The sequence below is a fragment of the Streptomyces sp. NPDC001492 genome (genome assembly GCF_053597275.1).
On record NZ_JBSFHW010000010.1, the window covers coordinates 98552 to 121923 of the forward strand.

At 71.3% G+C, this 23372-nt stretch carries 19 protein-coding genes and 1 pseudogene; 9 read left to right on the forward strand and 11 right to left on the reverse strand.

Going from position 1 to position 23372, the window contains the following annotated elements; genetic code table 11:
* The first annotated feature begins 20 nt into the window (after nt 1-20).
* Genes ACWC1K_RS15435 through ACWC1K_RS15445 form a run of 3 tightly spaced genes read left to right on the forward strand, consistent with a single transcriptional unit; the run spans nt 21 to nt 2227 of the window.
* On the forward strand, nt 21-818 hold the full coding sequence (locus ACWC1K_RS15435) for a sugar phosphate isomerase/epimerase family protein (RefSeq protein WP_450831820.1): 798 nt from the start codon (nt 21-23) through the stop codon (nt 816-818).
* A 54-nt stretch (nt 819-872) separates the two neighbouring features.
* Nucleotides 873-1415 carry a hypothetical protein gene (locus ACWC1K_RS15440; protein WP_450831613.1) on the forward strand — a complete coding sequence of 181 codons (543 nt, stop codon included), beginning with the start codon at nt 873-875 and terminating at the stop codon, nt 1413-1415.
* A complete protein-coding gene (locus tag ACWC1K_RS15445) occupies nt 1412-2227 on the forward strand; it encodes an MOSC domain-containing protein (protein ID WP_450831615.1) in 816 nt (271 codons plus the stop codon). The genes ACWC1K_RS15440 and ACWC1K_RS15445 overlap by 4 nt, the downstream gene beginning before the upstream one ends.
* A 12-nt stretch (nt 2228-2239) precedes the next feature.
* On the opposite strand, the gene ACWC1K_RS15450 is transcribed toward ACWC1K_RS15445, so the two are convergent.
* The 5 genes and pseudogenes from ACWC1K_RS15450 to ACWC1K_RS15470 form a co-directional block, all read right to left on the reverse strand.
* The gene (locus ACWC1K_RS15450; protein WP_450831616.1) at nt 2240-3028 is read right to left on the reverse strand and encodes a type VII secretion protein; all 789 of its coding nucleotides are present in this window, start codon (nt 3026-3028) and stop codon (nt 2240-2242) included.
* Between the two features lie 901 nt (nt 3029-3929).
* Nucleotides 3930-5318 (reverse strand): type VII secretion integral membrane protein EccD, encoded by a 1389-nt coding sequence (gene eccD / locus ACWC1K_RS15455; protein ID WP_450831821.1) that lies wholly within the window; start codon nt 5316-5318, stop codon nt 3930-3932.
* Nucleotides 5319-5630: 312 nt separating this feature from the next.
* The gene (gene rbsD / locus ACWC1K_RS15460) at nt 5631-6020 is read right to left on the reverse strand and encodes a D-ribose pyranase (protein WP_450831618.1); all 390 of its coding nucleotides are present in this window, start codon (nt 6018-6020) and stop codon (nt 5631-5633) included.
* A complete protein-coding gene (locus ACWC1K_RS15465; protein ID WP_450831620.1) occupies nt 6017-6919 on the reverse strand; it encodes a ribokinase in 903 nt (300 codons plus the stop codon). Before ACWC1K_RS15465 ends, rbsD begins: the two co-directional genes overlap by 4 nt.
* Nucleotides 6920-7052: 133 nt before the next feature.
* Nucleotides 7053-7265: pseudogene (locus ACWC1K_RS15470) on the reverse strand (substrate-binding domain-containing protein); the annotation flags it as partial.
* A 59-nt stretch (nt 7266-7324) separates the two neighbouring features.
* On the opposite strand from ACWC1K_RS15470, the gene recD2 reads away from it, so the two are divergent.
* Nucleotides 7325-9583: an SF1B family DNA helicase RecD2 gene (recD2, locus tag ACWC1K_RS15475; RefSeq protein WP_450831621.1), complete on the forward strand. Its 2259-nt coding sequence runs from the start codon at nt 7325-7327 to the stop codon at nt 9581-9583.
* 261 nt (nt 9584-9844) lie between these two features.
* Entirely contained in the window at nt 9845-11134 is a 1290-nt protein-coding gene (locus tag ACWC1K_RS15480) for a citrate synthase (protein WP_030934849.1), read from the forward strand.
* A gap of 742 nt (nt 11135-11876) precedes the next feature.
* Here the strand turns inward: ACWC1K_RS15480 and ACWC1K_RS15485 are convergent.
* The 3 genes from ACWC1K_RS15485 to ACWC1K_RS15495 form a co-directional block, all read right to left on the reverse strand.
* Nucleotides 11877-14126, reverse strand: a complete 2250-nt coding sequence (locus tag ACWC1K_RS15485) for a heavy metal translocating P-type ATPase (protein ID WP_450831623.1) — start codon at nt 14124-14126, stop codon at nt 11877-11879.
* Nucleotides 14127-14146: 20 nt separating this feature from the next.
* Nucleotides 14147-14386 carry a heavy-metal-associated domain-containing protein gene (locus ACWC1K_RS15490; protein ID WP_450831625.1) on the reverse strand — a complete coding sequence of 80 codons (240 nt, stop codon included), beginning with the start codon at nt 14384-14386 and terminating at the stop codon, nt 14147-14149.
* Nucleotides 14387-14492: 106 nt separating this feature from the next.
* A complete protein-coding gene (locus tag ACWC1K_RS15495) occupies nt 14493-15164 on the reverse strand; it encodes a TetR family transcriptional regulator (RefSeq protein ID WP_450831627.1) in 672 nt (223 codons plus the stop codon).
* A 131-nt stretch (nt 15165-15295) separates the two neighbouring features.
* On the opposite strand from ACWC1K_RS15495, the gene ACWC1K_RS15500 reads away from it, so the two are divergent.
* Together ACWC1K_RS15500 and ACWC1K_RS15505 are read left to right on the forward strand one after the other, a co-directional pair.
* A complete protein-coding gene (locus ACWC1K_RS15500; RefSeq protein ID WP_450831629.1) occupies nt 15296-17578 on the forward strand; it encodes an MMPL family transporter in 2283 nt (760 codons plus the stop codon).
* Nucleotides 17529-18602: a zinc-dependent alcohol dehydrogenase family protein gene (locus ACWC1K_RS15505; RefSeq protein ID WP_450831630.1), complete on the forward strand. Its 1074-nt coding sequence runs from the start codon at nt 17529-17531 to the stop codon at nt 18600-18602. The genes ACWC1K_RS15500 and ACWC1K_RS15505 overlap by 50 nt, the downstream gene beginning before the upstream one ends.
* A 90-nt stretch (nt 18603-18692) precedes the next feature.
* Here ACWC1K_RS15505 and ACWC1K_RS15510 read toward each other — a convergent pair whose 3' ends face one another.
* From ACWC1K_RS15510 to ACWC1K_RS15520, 3 genes are all read right to left on the reverse strand, one after another.
* Nucleotides 18693-18917 (reverse strand): helix-turn-helix transcriptional regulator, encoded by a 225-nt coding sequence (locus tag ACWC1K_RS15510; RefSeq protein ID WP_450831632.1) that lies wholly within the window; start codon nt 18915-18917, stop codon nt 18693-18695.
* A gap of 361 nt (nt 18918-19278) precedes the next feature.
* Nucleotides 19279-20127: a helix-turn-helix domain-containing protein gene (locus tag ACWC1K_RS15515; RefSeq protein ID WP_450831823.1), complete on the reverse strand. Its 849-nt coding sequence runs from the start codon at nt 20125-20127 to the stop codon at nt 19279-19281.
* 267 nt (nt 20128-20394) lie between these two features.
* Nucleotides 20395-21315 carry a sugar phosphate isomerase/epimerase family protein gene (locus ACWC1K_RS15520; protein WP_450831633.1) on the reverse strand — a complete coding sequence of 307 codons (921 nt, stop codon included), beginning with the start codon at nt 21313-21315 and terminating at the stop codon, nt 20395-20397.
* A gap of 125 nt (nt 21316-21440) precedes the next feature.
* Here ACWC1K_RS15520 and iolC point away from each other — a divergent pair, with 125 nt between their 5' ends.
* Nucleotides 21441-22391 carry a 5-dehydro-2-deoxygluconokinase gene (gene iolC / locus ACWC1K_RS15525; protein WP_450831635.1) on the forward strand — a complete coding sequence of 317 codons (951 nt, stop codon included), beginning with the start codon at nt 21441-21443 and terminating at the stop codon, nt 22389-22391.
* 56 nt (nt 22392-22447) lie between these two features.
* Nucleotides 22448-23368, forward strand: coding sequence for a Cgl0159 family (beta/alpha)8-fold protein (locus tag ACWC1K_RS15530; protein WP_450831824.1), 921 nt, complete (start codon nt 22448-22450; stop codon nt 23366-23368).
* The last annotated feature ends 4 nt before the right edge of the window (nt 23369-23372 follow it).

Genomic DNA, 23372 nt, shown 5'->3' on the forward strand with positions numbered 1-23372 from the left:
CCCGCTTCTCCATCAACCAGATGACGGTGAAGCAGCTGTCGATGCCCGAACTGGTCGACGCCTGCCTGGAGTCGGGCGTACCGGGCGTGGGCCTGTGGCGCGAACCGGTCCAGTCGCACGGTGTGGAGGCGACGGCGAAGCTGATCCGCGACGCGGGTCTGACCGTCACCACCCTGTGCCGCGGCGGCTTCTTCACGGCGATCGACCCGGCCGAGCGCGCGGCCGCCCTCGACGACAACCGGCGCGCGATCGACGAGGCGGCCACCCTGGGAACGGACACGCTGGTGCTGGTCTCCGGCGGCCTCCCGGCGGGCTCCAAGGACCTGCACGGCGCCCGGGAGCGCATCGCGGACGCACTCGGTGAACTGGGCCCCTACGCGGAGCAGCACGGCGTACGGCTGGCCATCGAGCCGCTGCACCCGATGTACGCCGCCGACCGCTGCGTGGTCTCGACGCTCACCCAGGCCCTCGACCTCGCGGAACGCTTCCCGGCCCACCAGGTCGGCGTCACCGTCGACACGTACCACATCTGGTGGGACGACAACGCGCCCGCGCAGATCGCCCGCGCGGGTGCGGGCGGCCGTATCCACTCCTTCCAGCTCGCCGACTGGACCACGCCCTTGCCGGCGGGCGTGCTCAACGGCCGCGGACAGATCGGGGACGGCTCGATCGACATGCGGGAGTGGAAGGGGTACGTGGAGGCGGCCGGATACACCGGGCCCATCGAGGTCGAGCTGTTCAACGACGCGCTGTGGGCACGGGACGGCCGGGAGGTACTCGCGGAGACGGCCGCACGGTTCGTGGAGCACGCCGCCTGACCGCACGGGAACAACGCGCTGGAACCGTGGAGAGGTTCGTGCAAATGTGATCTCGTGAGCGAGAGCCTCGGACCACTGGAACGGGTCGACGGCCGCTGGGCGTTGGGGGACGCCCGGCGGCCGGGCCGTGCACGGGTGGAGTTCCGCCCGGACGGCCTGCACGCCATCGCGCGGGATTCCGGGGCGGAGGTGTTCCCCTGGGCCAGGGTCATGCCGGGCTTCCGCATCACCCCGGGCGGCCGCCACCCGAACCGCGACGTCTACGCCCAGCTGGGCGGCCTGCCCGGCCCCTTCAAGGGGCGCGGTGGCGGCTGTCTGCACATGACGGTGCGCCACCCGTACGAGGACCGGCAGCTGTTCTTCGACCGGCATCCCCGCCGGTACCGGACGAAGGACATCCTGACCCCGCAGTCCGTGATGACGTGGCTGGTCGAGGACGGCGAGGTGCACCGGCTCGGCGACGCCGGCTGGACGGCCCGCGTGGTCGAGCGCCTGTCGACGTTCGACGGCTGGGCGACGACCGGGGCACTGCGCCGGGCGGCGGCGCGGGCGGTGGCGGCGGCGGGGCCGCCGAGTGCCGGGACGGGCCCGGCGTGAGGCGGGCCACGGTCGCCGCGCTGTACCGCTACCCGGTGAAGTCGATGCTCGGCGAGCCGCTCAAAGCCGTCGGGATCACCGAGCGCGGGCTGAGCGGCGACCGCCGGTTCGCGCTGCTGGACGAGGAGACGGGCAAGGTCGCCAGCGCGAAGGTCCCGCGTCTGTGGCGCGAGTTGCTCAGGTGTGCCGCGACCCTCACCGAGGCCGGGCCGCGCATCACCGCACCGGACGGCACCGAGGTGCACACGGACGCCGCCCTCTCGGCCCTCGTCGGCCGCAAGGTCACGCTGACCGACGTACCACCGCCCGCCGGCACCCTGGACCGCTCCCGTCCGGAGCAGGTCCTGGCGGCGGGGCAGGAGGCCGAAGTGGAAGCGGACACCGTCCAGTTCGGCTCGGCCGCCCCACCGGGCACCTTCTTCGACTTCGCGCCAGTGCACGTCATCACGACGTCAACCCTGAGGAGGATCGCGGAACTGAGCCCCCGGGGCACGGTGGAGGCCCAGCGTTACCGCCCCAATGTGGTCATCGACACGGACGAGTCCGAAGCCTTCGCGGAACACACCTGGGCCGGCCGGGACCTGCACATCGCCGACGGCCCGATCCTCCGCGTCATCGCCTCGACACCCCGCTGCGCGATCCCCACCCTGGCCCACGGCGACCTCCCCCGCGACCCGGACGCCCTGCGCGTCCTCGCCCACCACAACCGCGTACCCGCCCTGCCCGGCCGGCCGCCCGAGCCGTGCGCCGGGGTGTATGCGCAGGTGGTGCGGGACGGGTGGGTGCGGGAAGGGGATGTCATACGGTTCTGACGCCGCCGGCGGTCAGTGCGCGCGCACCGCACGGTGCAGCGCCTCGGCCGCCAGCCGCATGGCCGAGTCCTGGGCGGCCCGGCCGAGCAGGTCCGTGCGGATGGGGCCGCCGCCGGCCAGATGCCGGTCATAGGGCAGGAGGACGACGGGAACGCCGGTCTCCTTCAGGTGAGCGGTGGCGGCCTTCACGTCGAGGATCATGTCGGGGGAACTCGCGGTGAGCGCCACCACGGTCGTCGAGAGCGCCGAGTGCGGCAACTGTCCGAGCCAGTCGAGGACTTGGCGGGTCCCGCCGACACCCTCCGCGGTCATGGGCGCGACGACCACCCGGGCGTGGGCGGTGTCCATCGCCGTCCGGGCGACGTCGCCGGGCAGTGTCTCGCAGTCGACGACCGTCACGGAGAAGTAGCGCCGCAGGGCGAGCGTCACGGTGCGGTACGTCCGTACGTCCAAGGGGGCGCCGACCTTGCCCTGGCTCCCGGGCAGCAGCCAGCCACCGTCGGCCACGGGCACCAAGTACCCGGTGACATGGGTGAGTTGCATGGCGGGCGTCAGGATCCGGGCGAGGTCGCCGCACGACCACCGCACCGACTCCGCACCCATCCGCACCGGCAGCGTGCCCAGCGCGGCGTCCGCCTCCAACGTGAGCACCGGGTCGTGCCGGTAGTGGTTGAAGGTACGGCCGAGCAGCGCGGCAACGGTCGACTTGCCGACGCCCCCGCGGATCGAGGTCACGGCGATCACCCGCCCGGTACCCACCGGCTGCTGCAACTCCCGCGCGATCCGCGTCTGTTCGCCCACGTCCTGTGAGACGGAGGTGGCCAGCCGACGCAGGGTACGCCCGGTCCGGTGGGCAAGCGAATCCCCGTGCTGGGGTCGGCCGAGAGCGAGGGCCAGCCGGGGGTCGAGGGTGGGGAGGCTTTCGGGGGTGGAGGCGGGGACGTGGGAGGCGACGGGGGCGACGGGTGCGGGTGCCCCGGGCGCCGGCGCGGCGGGATGTACCGGGACGGTAGTGGCCGACGCCGGCGCGACGGTGGATGGGCCGGAAGGCGGGGTGGGGCCGACCGCGGGGTGTGCGGGTATGGCTGTCGGGGGTTGGTGAGGTGGCGCGGGGGCGTGGGAGCGGGGCGCGGGTGCTCCGGACTCCGGCGCGACGGGGCGTACCGGGACGGTGGTGATCGGCTCAGGTGCAGCGGTGGGCGGGCCGAGAAGAGGGGTGGGGCCGACCGCGGGGCGCGCGGGTGTGGCGGTCGCGGGTTGCTGCGGTGGAGTCGGGTCGGCCATGGACCGCGTGGGGGCGGTGGTCTGCTCCATGCGTTGCGGGGCGGGTGCGGGTGTCCCGGGCGCCGGTGCGGCTGGGTGTACGGGGAAGGTGGGGGTGGGTGGGGCAAGGGGCGGGGTGGGTCCGAGCGCGGGGGTTGCGGGTATGGCAGGCGCGGTGGCCGCAGGTAGCGGACCGGCCGAGGGACCGGGCTGCACCCCGCCAGGGGCCGGGTTCTCGTCCCGTGCCGAGTGCGCGAGACGCCGGGTGGGCTCGCCGCCGGGTGCGGGAAGAGCCGGGTTCGCTGCTACGACGGCTTCGCCCGAGGGCGCCGACGCCCGCGGCTGCTCCGCCGGCCCGAGCTGGAACAGCGCATCGCGCCGCCAGTCGTCGCGGTCGTCCTGCGACTCCTGCTCCCCGTGAACCATGCCGTCCCGTCCCCTAAGCGATGGTGCCGAGCAGCCGCCCGTACACGCCGAAGGCCCCGATGAGCAGCGGAAGCAGGGCGATGGCACCGGCGGACTCCAGCAGGTCACCCGCTCGCCGCAGCCGCACCCGGACATGCTCCGCGGGCTCTACGACGAGCGTGGCGAGCGTCAGCACGGCCAGTGCCGCGAGCACGACCAGGGCCGGTCCCACCGCACCGGACCGCTCCACCCACACCGCCAACAGCCTTACGGCCACCACGGCGGCACCCACCAGCAGCACCGCAACCTCGGCGACCAGCGGAAAAGCCCGCGCCCGCAGGGCCACCACCACCGCCGTGACGAGGGCGAGCAGCACGGTCCACACACCGGGCGCCCGCAGCGCCCACACCGCCGCCACGGTCGCCGACACGGCAACGGTGACGGTGGCGAGCACCAGCCCGCGATGGGCGGCCGCCAGCGCCGCGGGCGCCTGGTACCGGCTCACGGAAACCTCACCGGCCCGCCGGTCGTCGAGCCCCGACAGCCCGGAGGCCGTGAGCGCGAGCCTCGGCAGCACACCGAGGACGACCACGGAGACCACGGCGAGCACCGCACCGGCCCGAGCCTGCTGCCCGGCCGTCCCTGCCCCCGACTCCAGGGCGACGACGCCCTCCCAGCCGAGGACGGTGACGGCGGCAGCGCCCGCGCCGACCAGGCCCGCGCGCCCCAACCGGGTGAAGAGGCCGAGCAGTACGAGCGTCACGGCACCCACCGCGGCCAACGCACCCACGTGCAGCGCACCCGACCAGTGGTGCTCATCCGCGAGCGCGGAGACCCCGAGCGCAGCAAGCACCCCGGCCGAGCAGATCAGCGTGCCGGTGACCCCGCCCCGTCGCTCGCCACGCCCCACGAGGGCCCCGACCCCGGCGGCGACAGCGCCCACGACGAGCAACACACCGGCGACGACAGAGCCGTCGTAGGCACTGCGTGCGAAGACCCCGCCCGCGCCGGCCCACCCCACGGTCATCAGCCCGGCGACGACGCGCCGCGACTCGGGCCCCCACCGCCACGCCCGCCCACCGGGATCTCCGGCGACCTCGTCGGTCATGTCGTGCACGACGGGCGCGGACGGAGCGTCCCCGGCCCGCACGAGCCGCAGTACGGCACCGTCCCGGACCCCGGCGGACTCAAGGCTGCTGTCATGGCCGACCGCGGACCCGTCCGCGGTCACGAGATGCCGCAACCCGGGCCGCTCACCGGCCCGGTCGTCCAGCACCCGCAGAATCTCGGGCAACAACACCCCTACCGGCTCACGGGCCGGCAACACGAGATCTACCCGACGCCGCTCCCCGACCAGGGTGACGCGGCTCAGAGCAACTGCGGACCCATCGGCCGCCGCACGACTCAAGGCCCCCGCAGACATCACGTATTCGAACCTATCACCGGGTGGATACCGAGCCGGCGGACGTACCGGCCCCGCCCGAACACTGCACGGAACCTCCGTACGACCGCTGCACGGAGCGCCCCTACCCCTCTGCACCATCCACCTGCTTCCCGAGGGCGAGCGCCCGGCGAAAAAAATCTGAAGACGCCGTGCAACCCTTTCCCCACCCCGCGGGTCGTACTTGGCATCAGGACTTCTCGGAGGGGGATCTGGGGGGATCGCGGGGGTTCTGATGTTGGAGGGGAAAAGCCGAGGGGGCCCGGTCGACGGACCGGGCCCCCTCGAATTCTTCTAGAAGAAGACCCCGCAGCGCAGCAGCACATTCGCGTACGGCCGTGCCTCACCGGTGCGCACGATCAGCCGTGCGTGGGCCGACAGCTCCTTGAGGTGCTCGTGCGGGACCAGTTCCAGGTCGGGGAACTCGCTCTCCAGCAGGCCGGCGACTGCCGGGTTCGCCTCCCGCATCTCCTTCGCCGCCGTGGCCCCCTCCACCACCAGCTCGGCCAGCAGGCCGTCCAGCACCACGGCGAAGGACGGTACCCCGGCCCGGAAGGCGAGGTCGACCACCCTCGGCCCGTCCGGTATCGGCATGCCCGCATCGCACACCAGCACCCCGTCCCCGTGGCCCAACTCGGCGAGCGCGCCGGAGAGATGACGGTTCAGGATTCCCGCCTTCTTCACAGGGCGTCGACCTCCTCGGCCGTCGGGAAGGACACCTGCGCGCCCTCCTTGGTGACGGCGGCCGCGCCCACCCGGGCCGCGTACGTCGCGGCCTCCACCAGGGACGCCCCCGACCCCAGCCGATACGCCAGCGCCGCCGTGAACGCGTCGCCCGCACCCGTCGTGTCCACCGCGTCCACCTTCACCGAAGGCACCCGCGTCACCCCGGCCGACGAAGCCACCAGCGCGCCCTGCGCGCCCAGGGTGACCACGACGGAGCGCGGGCCCTTGGCGAGCAGCAGCCGCGCCCAGTCCTCCGGGCGGTCGGAGACGCAGGCGTCACCGAGGACCACCTTCGCCTCGTGCTCGTTGACGATCAGCGGGTCGCAGGCCGCCAGCACCTCGGGCGGCAGCGGCCGCGGCGGGGACGGGTTCAGTACGAAGCGGTTGTCCGGAGCGAGACTCCGTACCACCTCCACGACGGACTCCAGCGGGATCTCCAGCTGGGTCGAGACCACCCGCGAGGCCAGGAACAGACTCGCGGCGGTCCGCACGTCCTGCGGGGTCAGCCGGCCGTTCGCGCCCGGCGACACCACGATGCTGTTGTCCCCGGAGGGGTCGACGGTGATGAGCGCGACCCCCGTCGGCGCCCCGCCCACCAGCACCCCCACCGTGTCGACGCCGGCCGCCCGCTGCGAGTCGAGGAGCAGCCTGCCGTACGCGTCGTCGCCGACCCGGGCCAGCAGGACCGTACGGGCCCCGAGGCGGGCGGCGGCGACGGCCTGGTTCGCGCCCTTGCCGCCCGGGTGGACGGCCAGGTCCGAGCCGAGCACCGTCTCGCCGGCGCCCGGCCGCCGCTCGACGCCGATCACCAGGTCGGCGTTGGCGGATCCCACGACCAGCAGGTCGTAGTCGTACATCGAATGACTCCCCTGAGAGATGATGAGAGATGACGTGTGGCGGGCCGTCGTCGTCACCTGGGAGCCACCCGAGCAACCCCCGGCTCCCCGGCAGCGACGACCGCCCGCCCGTTCCCCTGTTCCGGTCGCCTCGTCAGCCGCTGAAGCCGGCCACGTCCTCCTTCGTGACCACCTTCACCGGCACCGTCACCGACTTCGTGACCTTCTTGCCCTCGGCGACCCGCACTGCGTTCTGTACCGCGATTCTGCCGAGTTCCGTCGGCTGCTGGGCCACCGACGCGTAAAGCGTGCCCGCCTTGACGGCGCCGAGGCCGTCCGGGGTGCCGTCGAAGCCGATGACGGCGACCCTGCAGGGCGTGATCCCTGAGCCCCGCCGCTGTCACACCTCACCGGTACCGTCGGGCCATGGCAAAGGAAGCGGGGAACCCTGCGGAGGAGCGGCGGCTCGCCGTGGTCGAGGGCGTCCTGGAGCGGATCACGTACGCCAACGAGGAGAACGGCTACACGGTCGCCCGGGTCGACACCGGCAGAGGAGCCGGCGACCTCCTCACGGTCGTCGGCGCGCTGCTCGGCGCCCAGGTCGGCGAATCACTGCGCATGGAGGGCCGTTGGGGCTCCCACCCGCAGTACGGCAAGCAGTTCATGTGCGAGAACTACACGACGGTGCTCCCGGCCACCGTCCAGGGCATCCGCCGCTATCTCGGCTCGGGGCTGGTCAAGGGCATCGGCCCCGTCTTCGCCGACCGCATCACCCAGCACTTCGGCCTGGACACCCTGCAGATCATCGAGGAGGAGCCGAAGCGCCTCATCGAGGTCCCCGGCCTCGGCCCCAAGCGCACCAAGAAGATCGCCGACGCCTGGGAGGAGCAGAAGGCGATCAAGGAGGTCATGCTCTTCCTCCAGACCGTCGAGGTGTCCACCTCCATCGCCGTGCGCATCTACAAGAAGTACGGCGACGCCTCGATCTCCGTCGTCAAGAACCAGCCGTACCGCCTCGCGGCCGACGTCTGGGGCATCGGCTTCCTCACCGCCGACAAGATCGCCCAGTCCGTCGGCATCCCGCACGACAGCCCGGAGCGCGTCAAGGCAGGCCTGCAGTACGCACTGTCGCAGGCCACCGACCAGGGCAACTGCTATCTCCCCGAGGAGCAGTTGATCGCCGACGCGGTGAAGCTGCTGCAGGTCGACACGGGCCTGGTCATCGAGTGCCTCGCCGAACTCGCCCAGCCGCCCGAGGACGGCGAGGACCCCGGTGTCGTACGGGAGAAGGTGCCGGGACCGGACGGCGGAGACCCGGTGACGGCCGTGTATCTCGTCCCCTTCCACCGCGCCGAACTCTCCCTCTCCGCCCAGCTGTTGCGCCTGCTGCGCACCGACGAGGACCGGATGCCCGGCTTCCACGACGTGGCCTGGGACAAGGCGCTGGCCTGGCTGAAGGACCGTACGGGCGCCGAGCTCGCGCCCGAGCAGGAGGCCGCCGTCAAGCTGGCGCTGACCCAGAAGGTCGCCGTGCTCACCGGCGGCCCCGGCTGCGGCAAGTCCTTCACGGTCCGCTCGATCGTGGAGCTGGCCCGCGCCAAGAAGGCGAGGGTGGTCCTGGCCGCCCCCACGGGCCGCGCCGCCAAACGCCTGGCGGAGCTCACCGGGGCCGAGGCCTCCACCGTCCACCGCCTGCTGGAGCTGAAGCCCGGCGGTGACGCGGCGTACGACAAGGACCGCCCGCTCGACGCGGACCTGGTGGTCGTCGACGAGGCCTCCATGCTGGACCTGCTGCTCGCCAACAAGCTGGTGAAGGCGGTGCCGCCGGGCGCCCACCTCCTCTTCGTCGGGGACGTCGACCAACTGCCCAGCGTGGGCGCCGGCGAGGTGCTCCGCGACCTGCTCGCCGACGGCAGCCCGATCCCCGCCGTGCGCCTCACGCGCGTGTTCCGCCAGGCCCAGCAGTCGGGGGTGGTGACGAACGCGCACCGGATCAACTCCGGGCAGCACCCGGTCACCGACGGCATGAAGGACTTCTTCCTCTTCGTCGAGGACGACACGGAGGCGGCGGGGCGGCTCACGGTGGATGTGGCGGCCCGCCGTATTCCGGCCAAGTTCGGGCTCGACCCGCGCCGGGACGTGCAGGTCCTCGCGCCCATGCACCGCGGCCCGGCCGGCGCCGGCACGCTCAACGGCCTGCTCCAGCAGGCCATCACCCCGGGCCGCCCCGACGTGCCGGAGAAGCGGTTCGGCGGCCGGGTCTTCCGGGTCGGCGACAAGGTCACCCAGATTCGCAACAATTACGAGAAGGGCAAGAACGGTGTCTTCAACGGCACCGTCGGCGTGGTCACCTCGCTGGACCCGGTCGACCAGCGCCTGACGGTGCTGACGGACGAGGACGAGGAGGTTCCGTACGAGTTCGACGAACTGGACGAGCTGGCCCACGCGTACGCCGTCACCATTCACCGCTCCCAGGGGAGTGAATATCCCGCCGTGGTGATCCCGGTCACCACCGGAGCCTGGATGATGCTGCAGCGGAACCTGCTGTACACCGCGGTGACCCGGGCCAAGAAGCTGGTCGTCCTGGTCGGTTCGCGCAAGGCGATCGGCCAGGCGGTGCGCACGGTGTCGGCCGGGCGACGCTGCACGGCACTCGACTTCCGGCTCTCCCCGAGACCCCTGTGAGAGCTCCCGCGCCCCTTGTGCGGCCCGCCGGGTCGGGTTTGAGACAGGCATCACGAAAAATGATCGATCAAATGAGTCGTGAAGGTCACACAGCACTTCCGGATGGGGAATCAAGGGGGCAGGATGTGCAAGTTGGCGGCACTCAGTGCCGTCGATAGGCCCGATGGTCGACCCCGAGTGCACTCTCCTGAGCCAATTGGGGGAAGGTAGAGACAGTCAGGGCAACCTCGAAGATGAGGCACTACGTCGGTGAGGGAAGACGTGAGCGACAACTCTGTAGTACTGCGGTACGGCGACGGCGAGTACACCTACCCGGTGATCGACAGCACCGTCGGCGACAAGGGCTTCGACATCGGGAAGCTCCGCGCCCAGACCGGTCTGGTGACGCTGGACAGCGGTTACGGGAACACCGCCGCCTATAAATCCGCCATCACCTACCTCGACGGCGAGGCGGGCATCCTCCGGTACCGCGGCTACCCGATCGAGCAGCTGGCGGAGCGCTCCACCTTCCTGGAGGTCGCCTACCTGCTGATCAACGGCGAGCTCCCGACCGTCGACGAGCTCTCCGTGTTCAAGAACGACATCACGCAGCACACCCTGCTGCACGAGGACGTCAAGAACTTCTACAAGGGCTTCCCGCGCGACGCCCACCCGATGGCCATGCTGTCCTCGGTCGTCTCGGCGCTGTCCACGTTCTACCAGGACAGCCACAACCCGTTCGACGAGAAGCAGCGCAACCTCTCGACGATCCGCCTGCTCGCCAAGCTCCCGACGATCGCGGCGTACGCGTACAAGAAGTCGATCGGCCACCCGTTCGTCTACCCGCGCAACGACCTCGGCTACGTCGAGAACTTCCTGCGCATGACCTTCTCGGTCCCGGCGCAGGAGTACGACCTCGACCCGGTCGTCGTCGCCGCCCTGGACAAGCTGCTGATCCTGCACGCGGACCACGAGCAGAACTGTTCGACGTCCACGGTCCGCCTGGTCGGCTCCTCGCAGGCGAACATGTTCGCGTCGATCTCGGCCGGCATCAACGCCCTGTGGGGCCCGCTGCACGGCGGCGCCAACCAGTCCGTCCTGGAGATGCTCGAGGGCATCCAGGCCAACGGCGGCGATGTCGACTCCTTCATCCGCAAGGTGAAGAACAAGGAGGACGGCGTCCGCCTGATGGGCTTCGGCCACCGGGTGTACAAGTCCTTCGACCCGCGCGCGAAGATCATCAAGGCGGCGGCGCACGACGTCCTCTCGGCCCTCGGCAAGTCCGACGAGCTGCTGGACATCGCGCTGAAGCTGGAGGAGCACGCGCTCTCGGACGACTACTTCGTCCAGCGCAACCTCTACCCGAACGTGGACTTCTACACCGGCCTGATCTACCGCGCCATGGGCTTCCCGACCGAGATGTTCACGGTCCTGTTCGCCCTCGGCCGGCTCCCGGGCTGGATCGCCCAGTGGCACGAGATGATCAAGGAGCCGGGCTCCCGCATCGGCCGCCCGCGCCAGATCTACACGGGCGTGGTGGAGCGGGACTTCGTCCCGGTCGAGGAGCGCTGACACCTCCGGTGGGGCGCCGGGTGACTGGTGCCCCTGGCTTGGACTGTGTCCTGTGGAGGGGTGCGCCCAAGAGCTCGACGCGCAAAGAGTGTGGGCGGCCAAGGGCCGGTTGTGGTTGATCGCGCAGTTCCCCGCGCCCCTGGGGCGGCTGCCGCTGCCCTTGGCCAAGAATCGAGCCTGCTCCAGAAGCCGAGGCAAAACAGAAGGCGCCCTGGCGCCGGTCCCCCCACGGGCCGACGTCCAGGGCGCCTTCCCATGTCCCGGTGCGGATTCCCCCCACGGGATCCGGCCGGGCGTCTGTGAAGCCAGCGCCTGAATCGCTGTCGAGTGCGGCGAGCGTTGAGCAGAATGAGCAAAACCCGCCGTACTCATGGTTGTGCGGTCTGCCGGGACAACGCACGCTCGGGAGGGCCGCTCAAAGCACCCCGGTGTACGTGGCCCCGGCAACGCACCTCTGAGGAAGTCCCCCAAGACATCCCCAGATGCCAGGAAACGCCCCCCAAGACGCTGCCTGACATCGTCAACTTAGACCTTCGAACCCCTTCGATGGTTACGTTCACATCACTGTGATCTGCGTCTCTTGCATTTGTCCGTTAGATGCGCAAGAGCCCCGATGCGGCGATCGGTGCCCAAGCGTAAGGATGATGCATGAGCCTTGTGAAGAGCTTATGTGAGGCTGGCGCCGGACTCCAGAGGTGCTCTCACCTCGACTTCGCCTAACCGCCGGTAACCTCGCCGCGGTTCAACGGAACGTCCGCAGCCGGAGGCTGTTCGTCACCACGAACACCGACGAGAAGGCCATCGCGGCCCCGGCGATCATCGGATTCAGCAGGCCGGCGGCGGCCAGCGGCAGCGCCGCCACGTTGTACCCGAAGGCCCACACCAGGTTGCCCTTGATGGTGGCCAGCGTCCTGCGGGACAGCCGGATCGCGTCCGCGGCCACCCGCAGATCCCCGCGCACCAGCGTCAGATCGCCCGCCTCGATCGCCGCGTCCGTCCCGGTCCCCATCGCCAGACCCAGATCGGCGGTGGCCAGCGCGGCCGCGTCGTTGACCCCGTCGCCGACCATGGCGACCGTCCGCCCCTCGGCCTGCAGCCGCCGTACGGCCGCCACCTTGTCCTCGGGCAGGACCTCCGCGATCACCTGCTCGATCCCGACCTCGCGCGCCACCGCCCGGGCGACCGTCCGGTTGTCCCCGGTCAGCAGCACGGGTGTGAGCCCCAGCGCGCGCAGCTCGCGCACCGCCTGGGCGCTGGTCTCCTTGACCGCGTCGGCGACGGCGACGACACCGCGTGCCACCCCGTCCCAGCCGACCACGACGGCGGTACGTCCGTCGCTCTCGGCCTCGGCCCTGGCGCGGACCAGCTCCTCGGGGAGCCCTTCGAAGAGCCGCCCCACGGCCACCTCACGGCCCTCCACGCGGCCGCGTACGCCCCGCCCGGGCACGTTCTCGAACTCCTCGACCCCCGGAAGCCGCCCGACCCGCTCCTCGGCGCCCAGGGCGATCGCCCGGGCGACGGGATGCTCGGAGGCGTGCTCGACGGCACCCGCGAGCCGCAGCACCTCCTCCTTGTCGGTGCCGGCGACGGCGTACACCTCGTGCAGGGTCATCCGGCCGGTGGTGACCGTTCCGGTCTTGTCGAGTACGACGGTGTCGACGCGGCGCGTGGACTCCAGGACCTCCGGGCCCTTGATGAGGATGCCGAGCTGGGCGCCACGCCCCGTGCCGACCATCAGCGCGGTCGGCGTGGCCAGGCCCAGCGCGCACGGGCAGGCGATGATCAGGACCGCGACGGCCGCGGTGAACGCGGCCACGGTGTCGCCCGTGACGCCGAGCCACACCCCGAACGTGCCGAGGGCGATCAGCATCACGACGGGCACGAAGACCGCCGAGATCCGGTCGGCGAGCCGCTGCACCTCGGCCTTGCCGTTCTGCGCGTCCTCCACCAGCTTCGCCATCCGCGCGAGCTGGGTGTCGGCGCCGACCCGGGTGGCCTCGACGACCAGCCGCCCGCCGGCGTTGACCGTGGCCCCGGTGACGGCATCGCCCACGGCCACGTCCACCGGAACCGACTCGCCGGTCAGCATCGAGGCGTCCACGGCGGACGCGCCCTCGACGACGGTGCCGTCGGTCGCGATCTTCTCCCCGGGCCGTACGACGAAACGATCCCCCACCGCCAGCCGGGACACGGGGATGCGCATTTCACGGCCGTCCCGCAGGACGGACACGTCCTTGGCGCCCAGCTCCATCAGCGCCCTGAGCGCCGCGCCCGCACGGCGCTTGGAGCGGGCCTCAAGACAGCGGCCGAGCAGGATGAAGGCGACGACGCCGGCGGCGACCTCCAGGTAGATCGTGGAGGCCCCGTCCGTGCGCGAGACGGTGAACCGGAACTCGTCGTGCATGCCCGCCATGCCCGCGTCGCCGAGGAACAGCGCCCACAGCGACCAGCCGAACGCGGCCAGGGTGCCGACCGAGACCAGCGTGTCCATGGTGGCCGCGCCGTGCCGGGCGTTCGTCCAGGCCGCCTTGTGGAAGGGCAGGCCGCCCCAGACGACCACGGGCGCGGCGAGCGTGAGCGCCAGCCACTGCCAGTTGTCGAACTGCAGGGCCGGGATCATCGACAGCAGTACGACGGGGAGCGCGAGCAGGGCGGAGATGGTGAAGCGCTGCTGGTAGGAGGCCGGTTCCGGGTCCTCGGCGGCCTGCTCCTCGGCGGGCTCCGGCTGCGGCGGGGGCGGCTGCTCGGCCGTGTACCCCGTCTTCACCACGGTGGCGATCAGGTCGGCGACCTGGATGCCCGCGGGGTAGGTGACCTTCGCCTTCTCCGTCGCGAAGTTCACCGTGGCGGTGACGCCGTCCATGCGGTTGAGCTTCTTCTCGACGCGGGCCGCGCAGGAGGCGCAGGTCATCCCGCCGATGAGCAGCTCGACCTCGGAGGCGTCCGCTGCCGTGCGTATCGGTGCCGGTGTCTGAGTGGTCGTGCTGCTCATCTCGGGCTCCCGGGCCTTGGTCAGACCTGGCCGACGAGCTCGAAGCCCGCCTCGTCCACCGCGGCGCGCACGGCGGCCTCGTCGAGCGGGGCGGCGGAGACGACGGTGACCTCACCGGACGCGGCGACGGCCGTCACCGAGCTGACGCCGGGAAGCTCGCGGATCTCACTGGAGACGGAACCCTCGCAGTGTCCGCAGCTCATGCCGCTCACCTTGTAGACAGTGGTGACGGTTCCCGGGGTGTCGGTCTGGGCGGTCATGTCGTTCTCCTCGTCGAGGCGTGTGGGGCTGCGGGGGCCCACGGGAGGCCCTCCACTTCTCACACTATACCCCTAGGGGGTACCCATCCAAGGAGGGGTGCCACCCTCAGGCCGTGCGCGTCGCGGCGGCGCCCGCGCCTTCCGGGGTGCCCAGCCGGTCGCCGACCAAGGGCTCCAGATAGCGGATCAGTACGTTCTTGATCTCCTGGGTGTACGCGTCGCGCTCGGCGCCCTCGTGGGCGAGTACCAGCTCCAGGCCCGCCTTGTACATGCCGAGGCAGACATGCGCGGTGCGGGTGACGTCGGCCGGAGGTGCCTCCGGCAGCAGTGAGGACAGCAGGGCCTCGATCCGGGAGACCAGGGTCGCGTGCAGGGCGTCGTGCTCCTCGGCGATCCGGCCCGGGATGTCGGGCCCGTGCATCAGTGCGAAGAACACCGGGTGGTCGCAGTTGAAGGCGATGAAGCGGTCCACGGCGGCATCGACCGCCTCCTCCAGCGGGGTCGCCGGGTCGACCGGCGCGAGCGCCTCGCCGTACGTCTCCCGCATCTCGTGCATCAGCCGGTCGCCCAGCTCGATCGCGATCGCTTCCTTGTTCGGGAAGAACTGGTACAGGGTGCCCGGCGAGACGCCGGCCTCACGGGCGATGGCGTTGGTGCTGGCGGCCGTGTAGCCGGTGGTGCAGAAGACCGAGGCGGCGGCCTCCAGGAGCTGGGCGATGCGGCGCTCGCCGCGCGCCTGGCGGCGGCGTGGCTGTTCCTGCTGTGAGTTCTCGGGCACGCGTTATCCCCAGCTCTCCGAACGCGATTGACAAACACGAGCGGTCGCTCGCATTCTGGTTCCGGATGAAACGCGAGCGCTGTCTCGTGTTTGTCAGTTTATGGTTTCCACGGTGAAGGGGACACCGCACGATGACCGAAGTCAACAAGCCACCGCGCCCTGGCGGCTGGACCCGCTTCGTGACCGCCCGCCCGCGGCTGTCGCTGTTGGTGGCCCTGGTCATCACCGCGCTCGCCGTGCTGGCCGGAAGCGGCGTCGCCGACCGCCTCGGCAGCGGCGGCTGGGAGGACCCGGACGCCCAGTCGACCTACGCGACCAAGGCGCTGGAGCGCGAGTTCCCGGACTCCCAGCCCAACCTGCTGCTGCTCGTCGACGCGGGCCGCTCCTCGGTGGACGACCCTGCCGTCGCCGCCCGGGCCCGCCGCCTCACCGCGCGCCTGGCCGGTGAGAAGGGCGTCATAGGCGTCGGCTCCTACTGGCAGTCCAAGTCGCCGGCCCTCCGCGCGAAGGACGGCCATGAGGCGCTGATCGCCGCGCACATCACCGGCGACGAGAAGGCGATGGGCGACACCCTCGACCGCATCGCGCCCCATTACCGCGGTGCACACGGCCCGGTGCAGGTGAAGGTCGGCGGCCTCGTCGCCGTACGGCACGAGATGCAGACGATCATCAAGGAGGACCTGACCCGCGCCGAGATGATCGCCCTGCCGGTGACGCTCGTGCTGCTGGTGATGGTCTTCGGGTCGGCGATCGCCGCCCTGCTGCCTTTGGGTATCGGCATCGTCGCGATCCTCGGCACGAACGCGGTGCTGCGCGGGCTGACGGAGTTCACCGACGTCTCGGTCTTCGCGATGAACCTCACCACGGCCCTCGGCCTGGGCCTGGCCATCGACTACGCGCTGTTCATCGTCCGCCGCTTCCGTGAGGAACTGTCCACGGGCGCCGACCCGTTGACGGCGGTGGGCACCACCCTGCGCACGGCCGGCCGTACAGTCCTCTTCTCCTCCCTCACGGTCGCGGTCTCCCTTGCGGCGATGCTGCTGTTCCCGCAGTACTTCCTGCGGTCCTTCGCCTACGCCGGCATAGCCGTGGTCCTGCTGGCCGCCGCGGCCGCGCTGATCCTGCTCCCGGCCGCCCTGGTGCTGCTCGGCCACCGGGTCAACTCCCTGGATCTGCGCCGCCTGTTCCGGCGCGGACGGGCGCCGAAGGCCTCCGGCGAGGAGGGCACGGCATGGGCGCGGATGGCGACCCTCGTGATGCGCCGGGCCCCGCTCTTCGCCGTGGCGACCACCGCTGTCCTGATCGTCCTCGGACTGCCCTTCCTGGGCGTGAAGTTCGGCACCGCGGACGACCGTCAGCTTCCCTCGACCGCAGAGTCCCACGTGGTCCAGCAGCACATCCGCGACGGCTTCCCGGGCAGCCCCGGCGGCGGCCTGGAGGTACTCGCCGAGGGCAGCTCGACCCCCGCCCAGTACACCGCGTACAAGGACCGGATAGCTGATCTGCCCGGCGTGCTGAGGGTCGACGGCCCGCTGGTGAAGGGAGAGTCGGCGTACTTCACCGTGCTGCCGAAGGGGGAGGCCGTGGACGACGCGGCCCAACGCCTGGTGGGTGAACTGCGCGCCACCCACGCCCCCTTCGCCACGAAGGTGACCGGCACGGCGGCCGTCCTGGTCGACTCCAAGCACGCGATAGCCGAGCACCTGCCCTGGGCGGCCGCCTTCATCGCGATCGTGACCCTGCTCCTGGTCTTCCTGCTGACCGGCAGCGTGCTGATACCGATCCAGGCGGTGGTGCTCAACGCGCTCAGTCTGACCGCCATGTTCGGCGCGGTGGTCTGGGTCTTCCAGGACGGCCACCTGTCCGGCCTGCTCGGCTTCACCAGCCCCGGCTCCATAGAGACCACCCTGCCGGTCCTGATGTTCTGCGTGGCCTTCGGCCTCTCCATGGACTACGGCGTCTTCCTGCTCTCCCGCATCAAGGAGGAGTACGACAGAACGGGCGACCACAATGAGGCGGTCCGCCACGGCCTGCAGCGCACGGGCGGCCTGATCACGGCGGCGGCGGTGATCCTGGCGGTGGTGATGGTCGCCATCGGGACCTCCCGTGTCACCAACACCAAGATGCTGGGCCTGGGCATCGCCCTGGCGGTGCTGATGGACGCGATGATCGTCCGGAGCCTGCTGGTACCGGCGGTCATGCGGCTGACGGGGCGGGCGACGTGGTGGGCGCCGGGGCCGTTGCGGAGGTTCCACGAGCGGTTCGGATTGAGCGAAGGGGGCGGGGAGCGCCCCGAAGGGGGCGCGGGGAACGGCGCGACCAGCCACGATGTACCCGCAGACACAAACGGCGATGGGAGCGCAGATGCGGGCAGTGGTGATCGAGAAATACGGGAGCCGGCCCGACGTACGTGACGTACCCGACCCTCGTCCCGCCGACCACGGAGTGGTCGTACGGGTGGAGGCCACCGGCCTCTGCCGAAGCGACTGGCACGGCTGGCAGGGCCACGACCCGGACATCACCCTGCCGCACGTACCGGGTCATGAACTCGCGGGCGTCATCGAGACAGTGGGCGCCCGAGTGACCGCCTGGCACCCCGGTGACCGCGTCACCGTCCCCTTCGTCTGTGCCTGCGGCAGCTGTGCGGCCTGCGCCGCCGGCGACCAGCAGGTCTGCGAGCGCCAGACCCAGCCCGGCTTCACACACTGGGGCTCCTTCGCCCAGTACGTGGCGCTGGACCACGCGGACGTGAACCTGGTGGCCATCCCGGAGGGCCTGTCGTTCGCCACCGCGGCAGCGCTGGGCTGCCGGTTCGCCACGGCGTTCCGTGCGGTCGTGCAGCAGGGCCGGGTGGCGGCGGGGGAGTGGGTCGCGGTGCACGGCTGCGGGGGTGTGGGCCTGTCCGCGGTGATGATCGCGGCGGCATCGGGGGCGCGGGTGATCGCGGTGGACGTATCGCCTCAGGCCCTGGACCTGGCGCGGAAGTTCGGCGCGGCGGAGTGCGTGGACGCGACACGGACACCGGACACGGCAGCGGCGATCCGCGAGCTGACCGGCGGCGGCGCGCAGTTGTCCCTCGACGCCCTCGGCTCGCCGGCCACCTGCGCCGCCTCGGTGAACGGCCTGCGCCGCCGCGGACGCCACATCCAGGTGGGCCTGCTCCCGTCAGCCACCGGCACGACCCCCGTCCCGATGGCCCGAGTGATCGCCCTGGAGCTCGAACTCCTCGGCAGCCACGGCATGGCGGCGCACACCTACCCGCCGATGCTGGAGCTGGTCAGGGCGGGCGTGCTGCGCCCCGACCTGCTGGTCACCTCCACCATCAGCCTGGACGCGACCCCCGGCGCGCTGGCGGCGATGGGGACGGCTCCGGGAGCGGGGGTGACGGTCATCGAGCCGTGGCTCGTGGACGCCCAGGGCGCGTTGCGTCGCTCATGAGACGACCGCGCCCCACTGGTCAGGTGGGGCACAGGTCCCTTTGCAGGAGGTCAGAAAGCCGGCAGGCCGCGAGGCCAGGTGGTCAGACGGTCAGGAAGCCGGGTGGTCACGGGGTTCGTCGTCTCTGCGGCCGCGGTTTCCGGGCCGGGAGGCGACCCAGGCCCGGACCGTGTCCGCGTACCAGAAGGGCTTGCCGCCCTCGACATGGTCGGGCGGCGGCAGCAGCCCGTGCTTGCGGTAGGACCGCACGGTGTCCGGCTGCACCCGGATGTGCGCCGCGATCTCCTTGTACGACCAGAGCTTTCGGTCGGGCATGGGTAGCACCTCCCCGCGCGCACCGCGGAGGCGGCCGGGGGCGGCCGTCGGGGGAGCCGGGCGCTGCGCTGGCGATCACAGATCTGTACCTGGTCAACGACGGAGCGTGAGGTGAGGGCAGGGTCTGTGGGACGGGTGTGACGCAAGCCTCGCGCACATGGGACACCCGTGACAGGGAAGTGATGGTTGTGACACGAGCGCCGCAAACGCGCGGGCGGGCTCAGAAGCGTGGTGGGTTGACATCGCCGAGGTGGGCCGGACCCGCTGCGCCGGGCCCGGCCCACCGGGCTCCCCCGCTTCCCCGTGGAGGTGCCGTCGGAGACCTCCCCCCGGGATCTCCCGCCGGACGATCAGGGTGCATTCAGCGCACCCTGCCGGTCTTGGAAAAAAGCGAACTTCGCGTGGACGTGAGCAACAGACTCGTCGCCTCGCCGGTCATCCGGTCCGCCGCAGGCGCACCCGGCTGGGACACCGGCGGAACCGCCCGGGCCATGGTGAATTCCCGCGGGGTGCACCCCGTCATGGCCTTGAACTCGCCGCTCAGATGCGCCTGGTCGTAGAAGCCGCAGATCGCCGCCGTCTCCGCCTGCCCGCGCCCCTGAGCCAGCAACCGCCGCGCCCGCTGCAGCCGCAGTACCCGTGCCGCGACCTTCGGCCCGAGCCCGATCTGCTCCCGGAACCGGTTCTCCAGCTGCCGTACGCTCCAGCCGACCTCGTCGGCGAGCGACCGCACCGGCACCGCACCCCACGTCCGTACCAGCTCCGACCAGGCCCGCACGACCCGTGCCGAACTCGCCGTCCCGGCCTGCGACCAGCGCACCAGTACTTCGTCGAGCAGCCCGAACCGCTGATCCCACCTCGGCAACGCGGCCAGCGCGGCGGAGAGTTCGCCGATGGTGCCCCGACGGTCGCCCGCTCGCCGCGTGCCCAGGGCGTGCGGGAGGTCGTCGGGGGCGAGGGTGCGGTCGACGAGTTCGTACAGCGGGGTGCCGAAGAGGGTGAACGCCGTCCACGGCATCATCAGCACCTCGATGCCCGACAGCCGCCCGCCGTGCTCACCGAGGGCGGGCGTGGTCGTCGGCCCGGCGAACACGGACACCAGCTCCACCGGCGCCCGCCCCGCCCGCGTCACCCTGACCGCCTGCTCGAAGCCGAGCATCAGCGTCGCCGCCCCGATCGGAGCCTCCAGCCGTCGTCGCGGCCGGTCCAGGGCAAGCCTGATCCCGCGGTAACTGATGACAGCGGGCCGCAACCGAGGATCGGGCCGAGCAAGTACGGTTTCCCACGATCCCCAGGGCCCTTGCCCGGACCGGGCATGCACGGCACTTGTCATCCACCTATGCTGCAACCCCCTTGGGGGCGCGGGACAGTGTCAATGTGCGACTCCGCCGCGTGGGCGCGACAAGCCACAAACAAGCAGCAGTCGCACAACCACAGAACCCGGCAGATCAGTGGGCGCCCACCCCTCCCTGGAGGGCTACGCTCCGCACGACCTCAAAAACGCCCGCGTCCGCCGAGCGATCGGCAACGGCTTGTCCGGCTCACAGGGATACATGTCCTGCTCCACGATCGCGAACAGATCGACGTCCAGCCGCTGAGCCGCCTCCAGCACGGGTCCAAGCGCAGGCACCCCAGCCGGCGGTTCACACATCACACCCCGCGCCACCGCAGGCCCGAACGGCACCTGGTTGGCCCGGACGTCGGCAAGAATCTCCGGGTCCACCTGCTTGAGGTGCAGATACCCGATCCGCTCCCCATACGTCTCGATCAGCTTGACGCTGTCCCCACCGCAGTACGCGTAGTGCCCCGTGTCCAGGCACAGCGACACCAGAGACGAGTCCGTACCGTCCAGGAAGCGGACGACGTTCTCCTCGCTGTCGATATGCGTGTCGGCATGCGGGTGGACCACGATCTGCAGCCCGTACCGCTCCCGCACCTCGTGCCCGAGCCGTTCGGTCAGCGAGGTCAGATTCCGCCACTGTTCGGCCGTGAGCGTGTCCGGCTCCAGCACCTCACCGGTCTTGTCGTCCCGCCAGAAGGACGGGATGACCACCAGGTGGGACGCGCCCATGGCCTGCGCGAGCACCGCGTTGTCCGCGACGTGCGCCCAGGTCTTCTCCCAGACCGCCTCGCCGTGGTGCAGGCCCGTGAACACGGTCCCCGCCGACACCTTCAGGCCACGCCTTGAGGTCTCCTCGGTGAGAACGGCCGGGTCGGTCGGCAGGTACCCGTACGGGCCCAGTTCGATCCACTCGTAGCCGGACTGCGCGACCTCGTCGAGGAAGCGCTGCCAGGGGACCTGCTGCGGGTCGTCGGGGAACCACACACCCCAGGAGTCGGGAGCCGACCCGATCCGGATGCGGGACAGTGAGGAAGAGGAGGGCGACAACGACGTCATGCCGGTCAGCTTCCGTGGACGTAGTAAGCGCTGTCAAGGTCTCGTCCGAATGTCTGGACAAAACATTGACAGGGCTCCGTATGCGGGGCTAGAAACGCGGGGAGAGCCGTAACGAAGGGAAGCCGATGGCGTACGACCTGATCACCATGGGGCGGATCGGGGTGGACCTGTATCCGCTCCAGACCGGTGTCCCGCTGCCGCAGGTGACGAGCTTCGGCAAGTTCCTCGGCGGCTCGGCGACCAACGTCGCGGTCGCCGCGGCCCGCCTCGGACGCCGTACGGCGGTGATCACGCGCACCGGCGACGACCCCTTCGGCGCCTATCTGCACGAGGCCCTGCGGGACTTCGGCGTCGACGACCGCTGGGTCACCCCGGTCCCCGGCCTGCCCACCCCGGTCACCTTCTGCGAGATCTTCCCGCCGGACGACTTCGGGCTGTACTTCTACCGGCAGCCCAAGGCCCCCGACCTGGAGATGGACGCCCACGAGCTCGATCTCGACGCCATCCGCGAGGCCCGTGTCTTCTGGGTCACCGGCACCGGTCTGAGTGAGGAGCCCAGCCGTACGGCGACGCTGGCGGCCCTCGCGCATCGGGCCAAGGCCGGTACGACGGTCTTCGACCTCGACTGGCGCCCCATGTTCTGGCGTGACCCGGCCGCCGCCCGCCCCTTCTACCAGGAGGCCCTGCGGCACACCACCGTCGCGGTCGGCAACCTCGACGAGGTGGAGGTCGCCACCGGAGTGCGGGAACCGCAGGCCGCCGCGCAGGCGTTGCTGGACGCGGGTGTCGAACTCGCCGTCGTCAAGCAGGGCCCCAAGGGCGTCCTCGCCGTCAACAGCAAGGGCGAGTCCGCCGAGGTCCCGCCGCTCCCGGTGAACGTCCTCAACGGTCTCGGTGCCGGCGACGCCTTCGGCGGCTCCCTCTGCCACGGTCTGCTGGAGGGCCGGGACCTGGAGACGATCATGCGGCACGCCAACGCGGCCGGCGCGATCGTCGCCTCCCGACTGGAGTGCTCCTCCGCCATGCCGACGCCGGACGAGATCGAAGCCGCCCTCAAGGCCGGAGCCGTGCTGTGAGTACCCGCAAGCGCCGTCAGGGCGTGGACGAGACGGACGACACCGGCTGCCTGGGCATGACCGTGGTCCCGAGCAGGCAGACCCCAGCCGCGCCCCCGAGCGTCGACGTCGCCGAACTCGTCCGCATCCGTGCCCACCGCCCCGAGGCGATAGCCGAGGCCGCCGCCCGCCGCACCCGCAGGCCGCTCCTCGGCGACACCGGCCGTCTGATGATCGTCGCCGCCGACCACCCGGCCCGCGGCGCGCTCGGGGTCGGCGACCGCAGGTTCGCCATGGCCAACCGCGCCGACCTGCTGGAACGCCTCTGTCTCGCGCTCTCCCGGCCCGGCGTCGACGGCGTCCTCGCCACCGCCGACATCCTCGACGACCTGCTGCTCCTCGGCGCCCTCGACGGCAAGGTCGTCATGGGCTCGATGAACCGCGGCGGCCTCCAGGGCGCCAGCTTCGAGCTCGACGACCGCTTCACCGGCCACCGCGCCGAGGACATCGAGCGCCTCGGCTTCGACGCGGGCAAGCTGCTCCTGCGCATCGACTACGACGACCCGGGCTCCCTCACCACGCTGGAGTCCACGGCCCGCGCCATCGACGACATGGCCGCGCGCAGGCTGCCCGTCTTCGTCGAGCCGTTCATCAGCCGCCGTACGGACGAGGGCCGGCTCAAGAACGACCTTTCGGCGGAGGCGGTCACCAAGTCCATCGCCATCGCGTCCGGGCTGGGCGGCACCTCGGCCTACACCTGGCTGAAGCTGCCGGTCACCGAGAATCCCGACGACATGGCCGAGGTCATGGAGACCTCCACGCTGCCTGCCGTGCTGCTCGGCGGCGAGGTCGGCGACGACCAGGACGGGGCGTACGAGAAGTGGCGCGGCGCCCTCCAACTCCCCACCGTGCGCGGCCTGGTGGTCGGCCGTTCGCTGCTGTACCCGGCGGACGGCGATGTGACCGCCGCCGTGGACACCGCCGTAGGACTGCTGTGAGGAC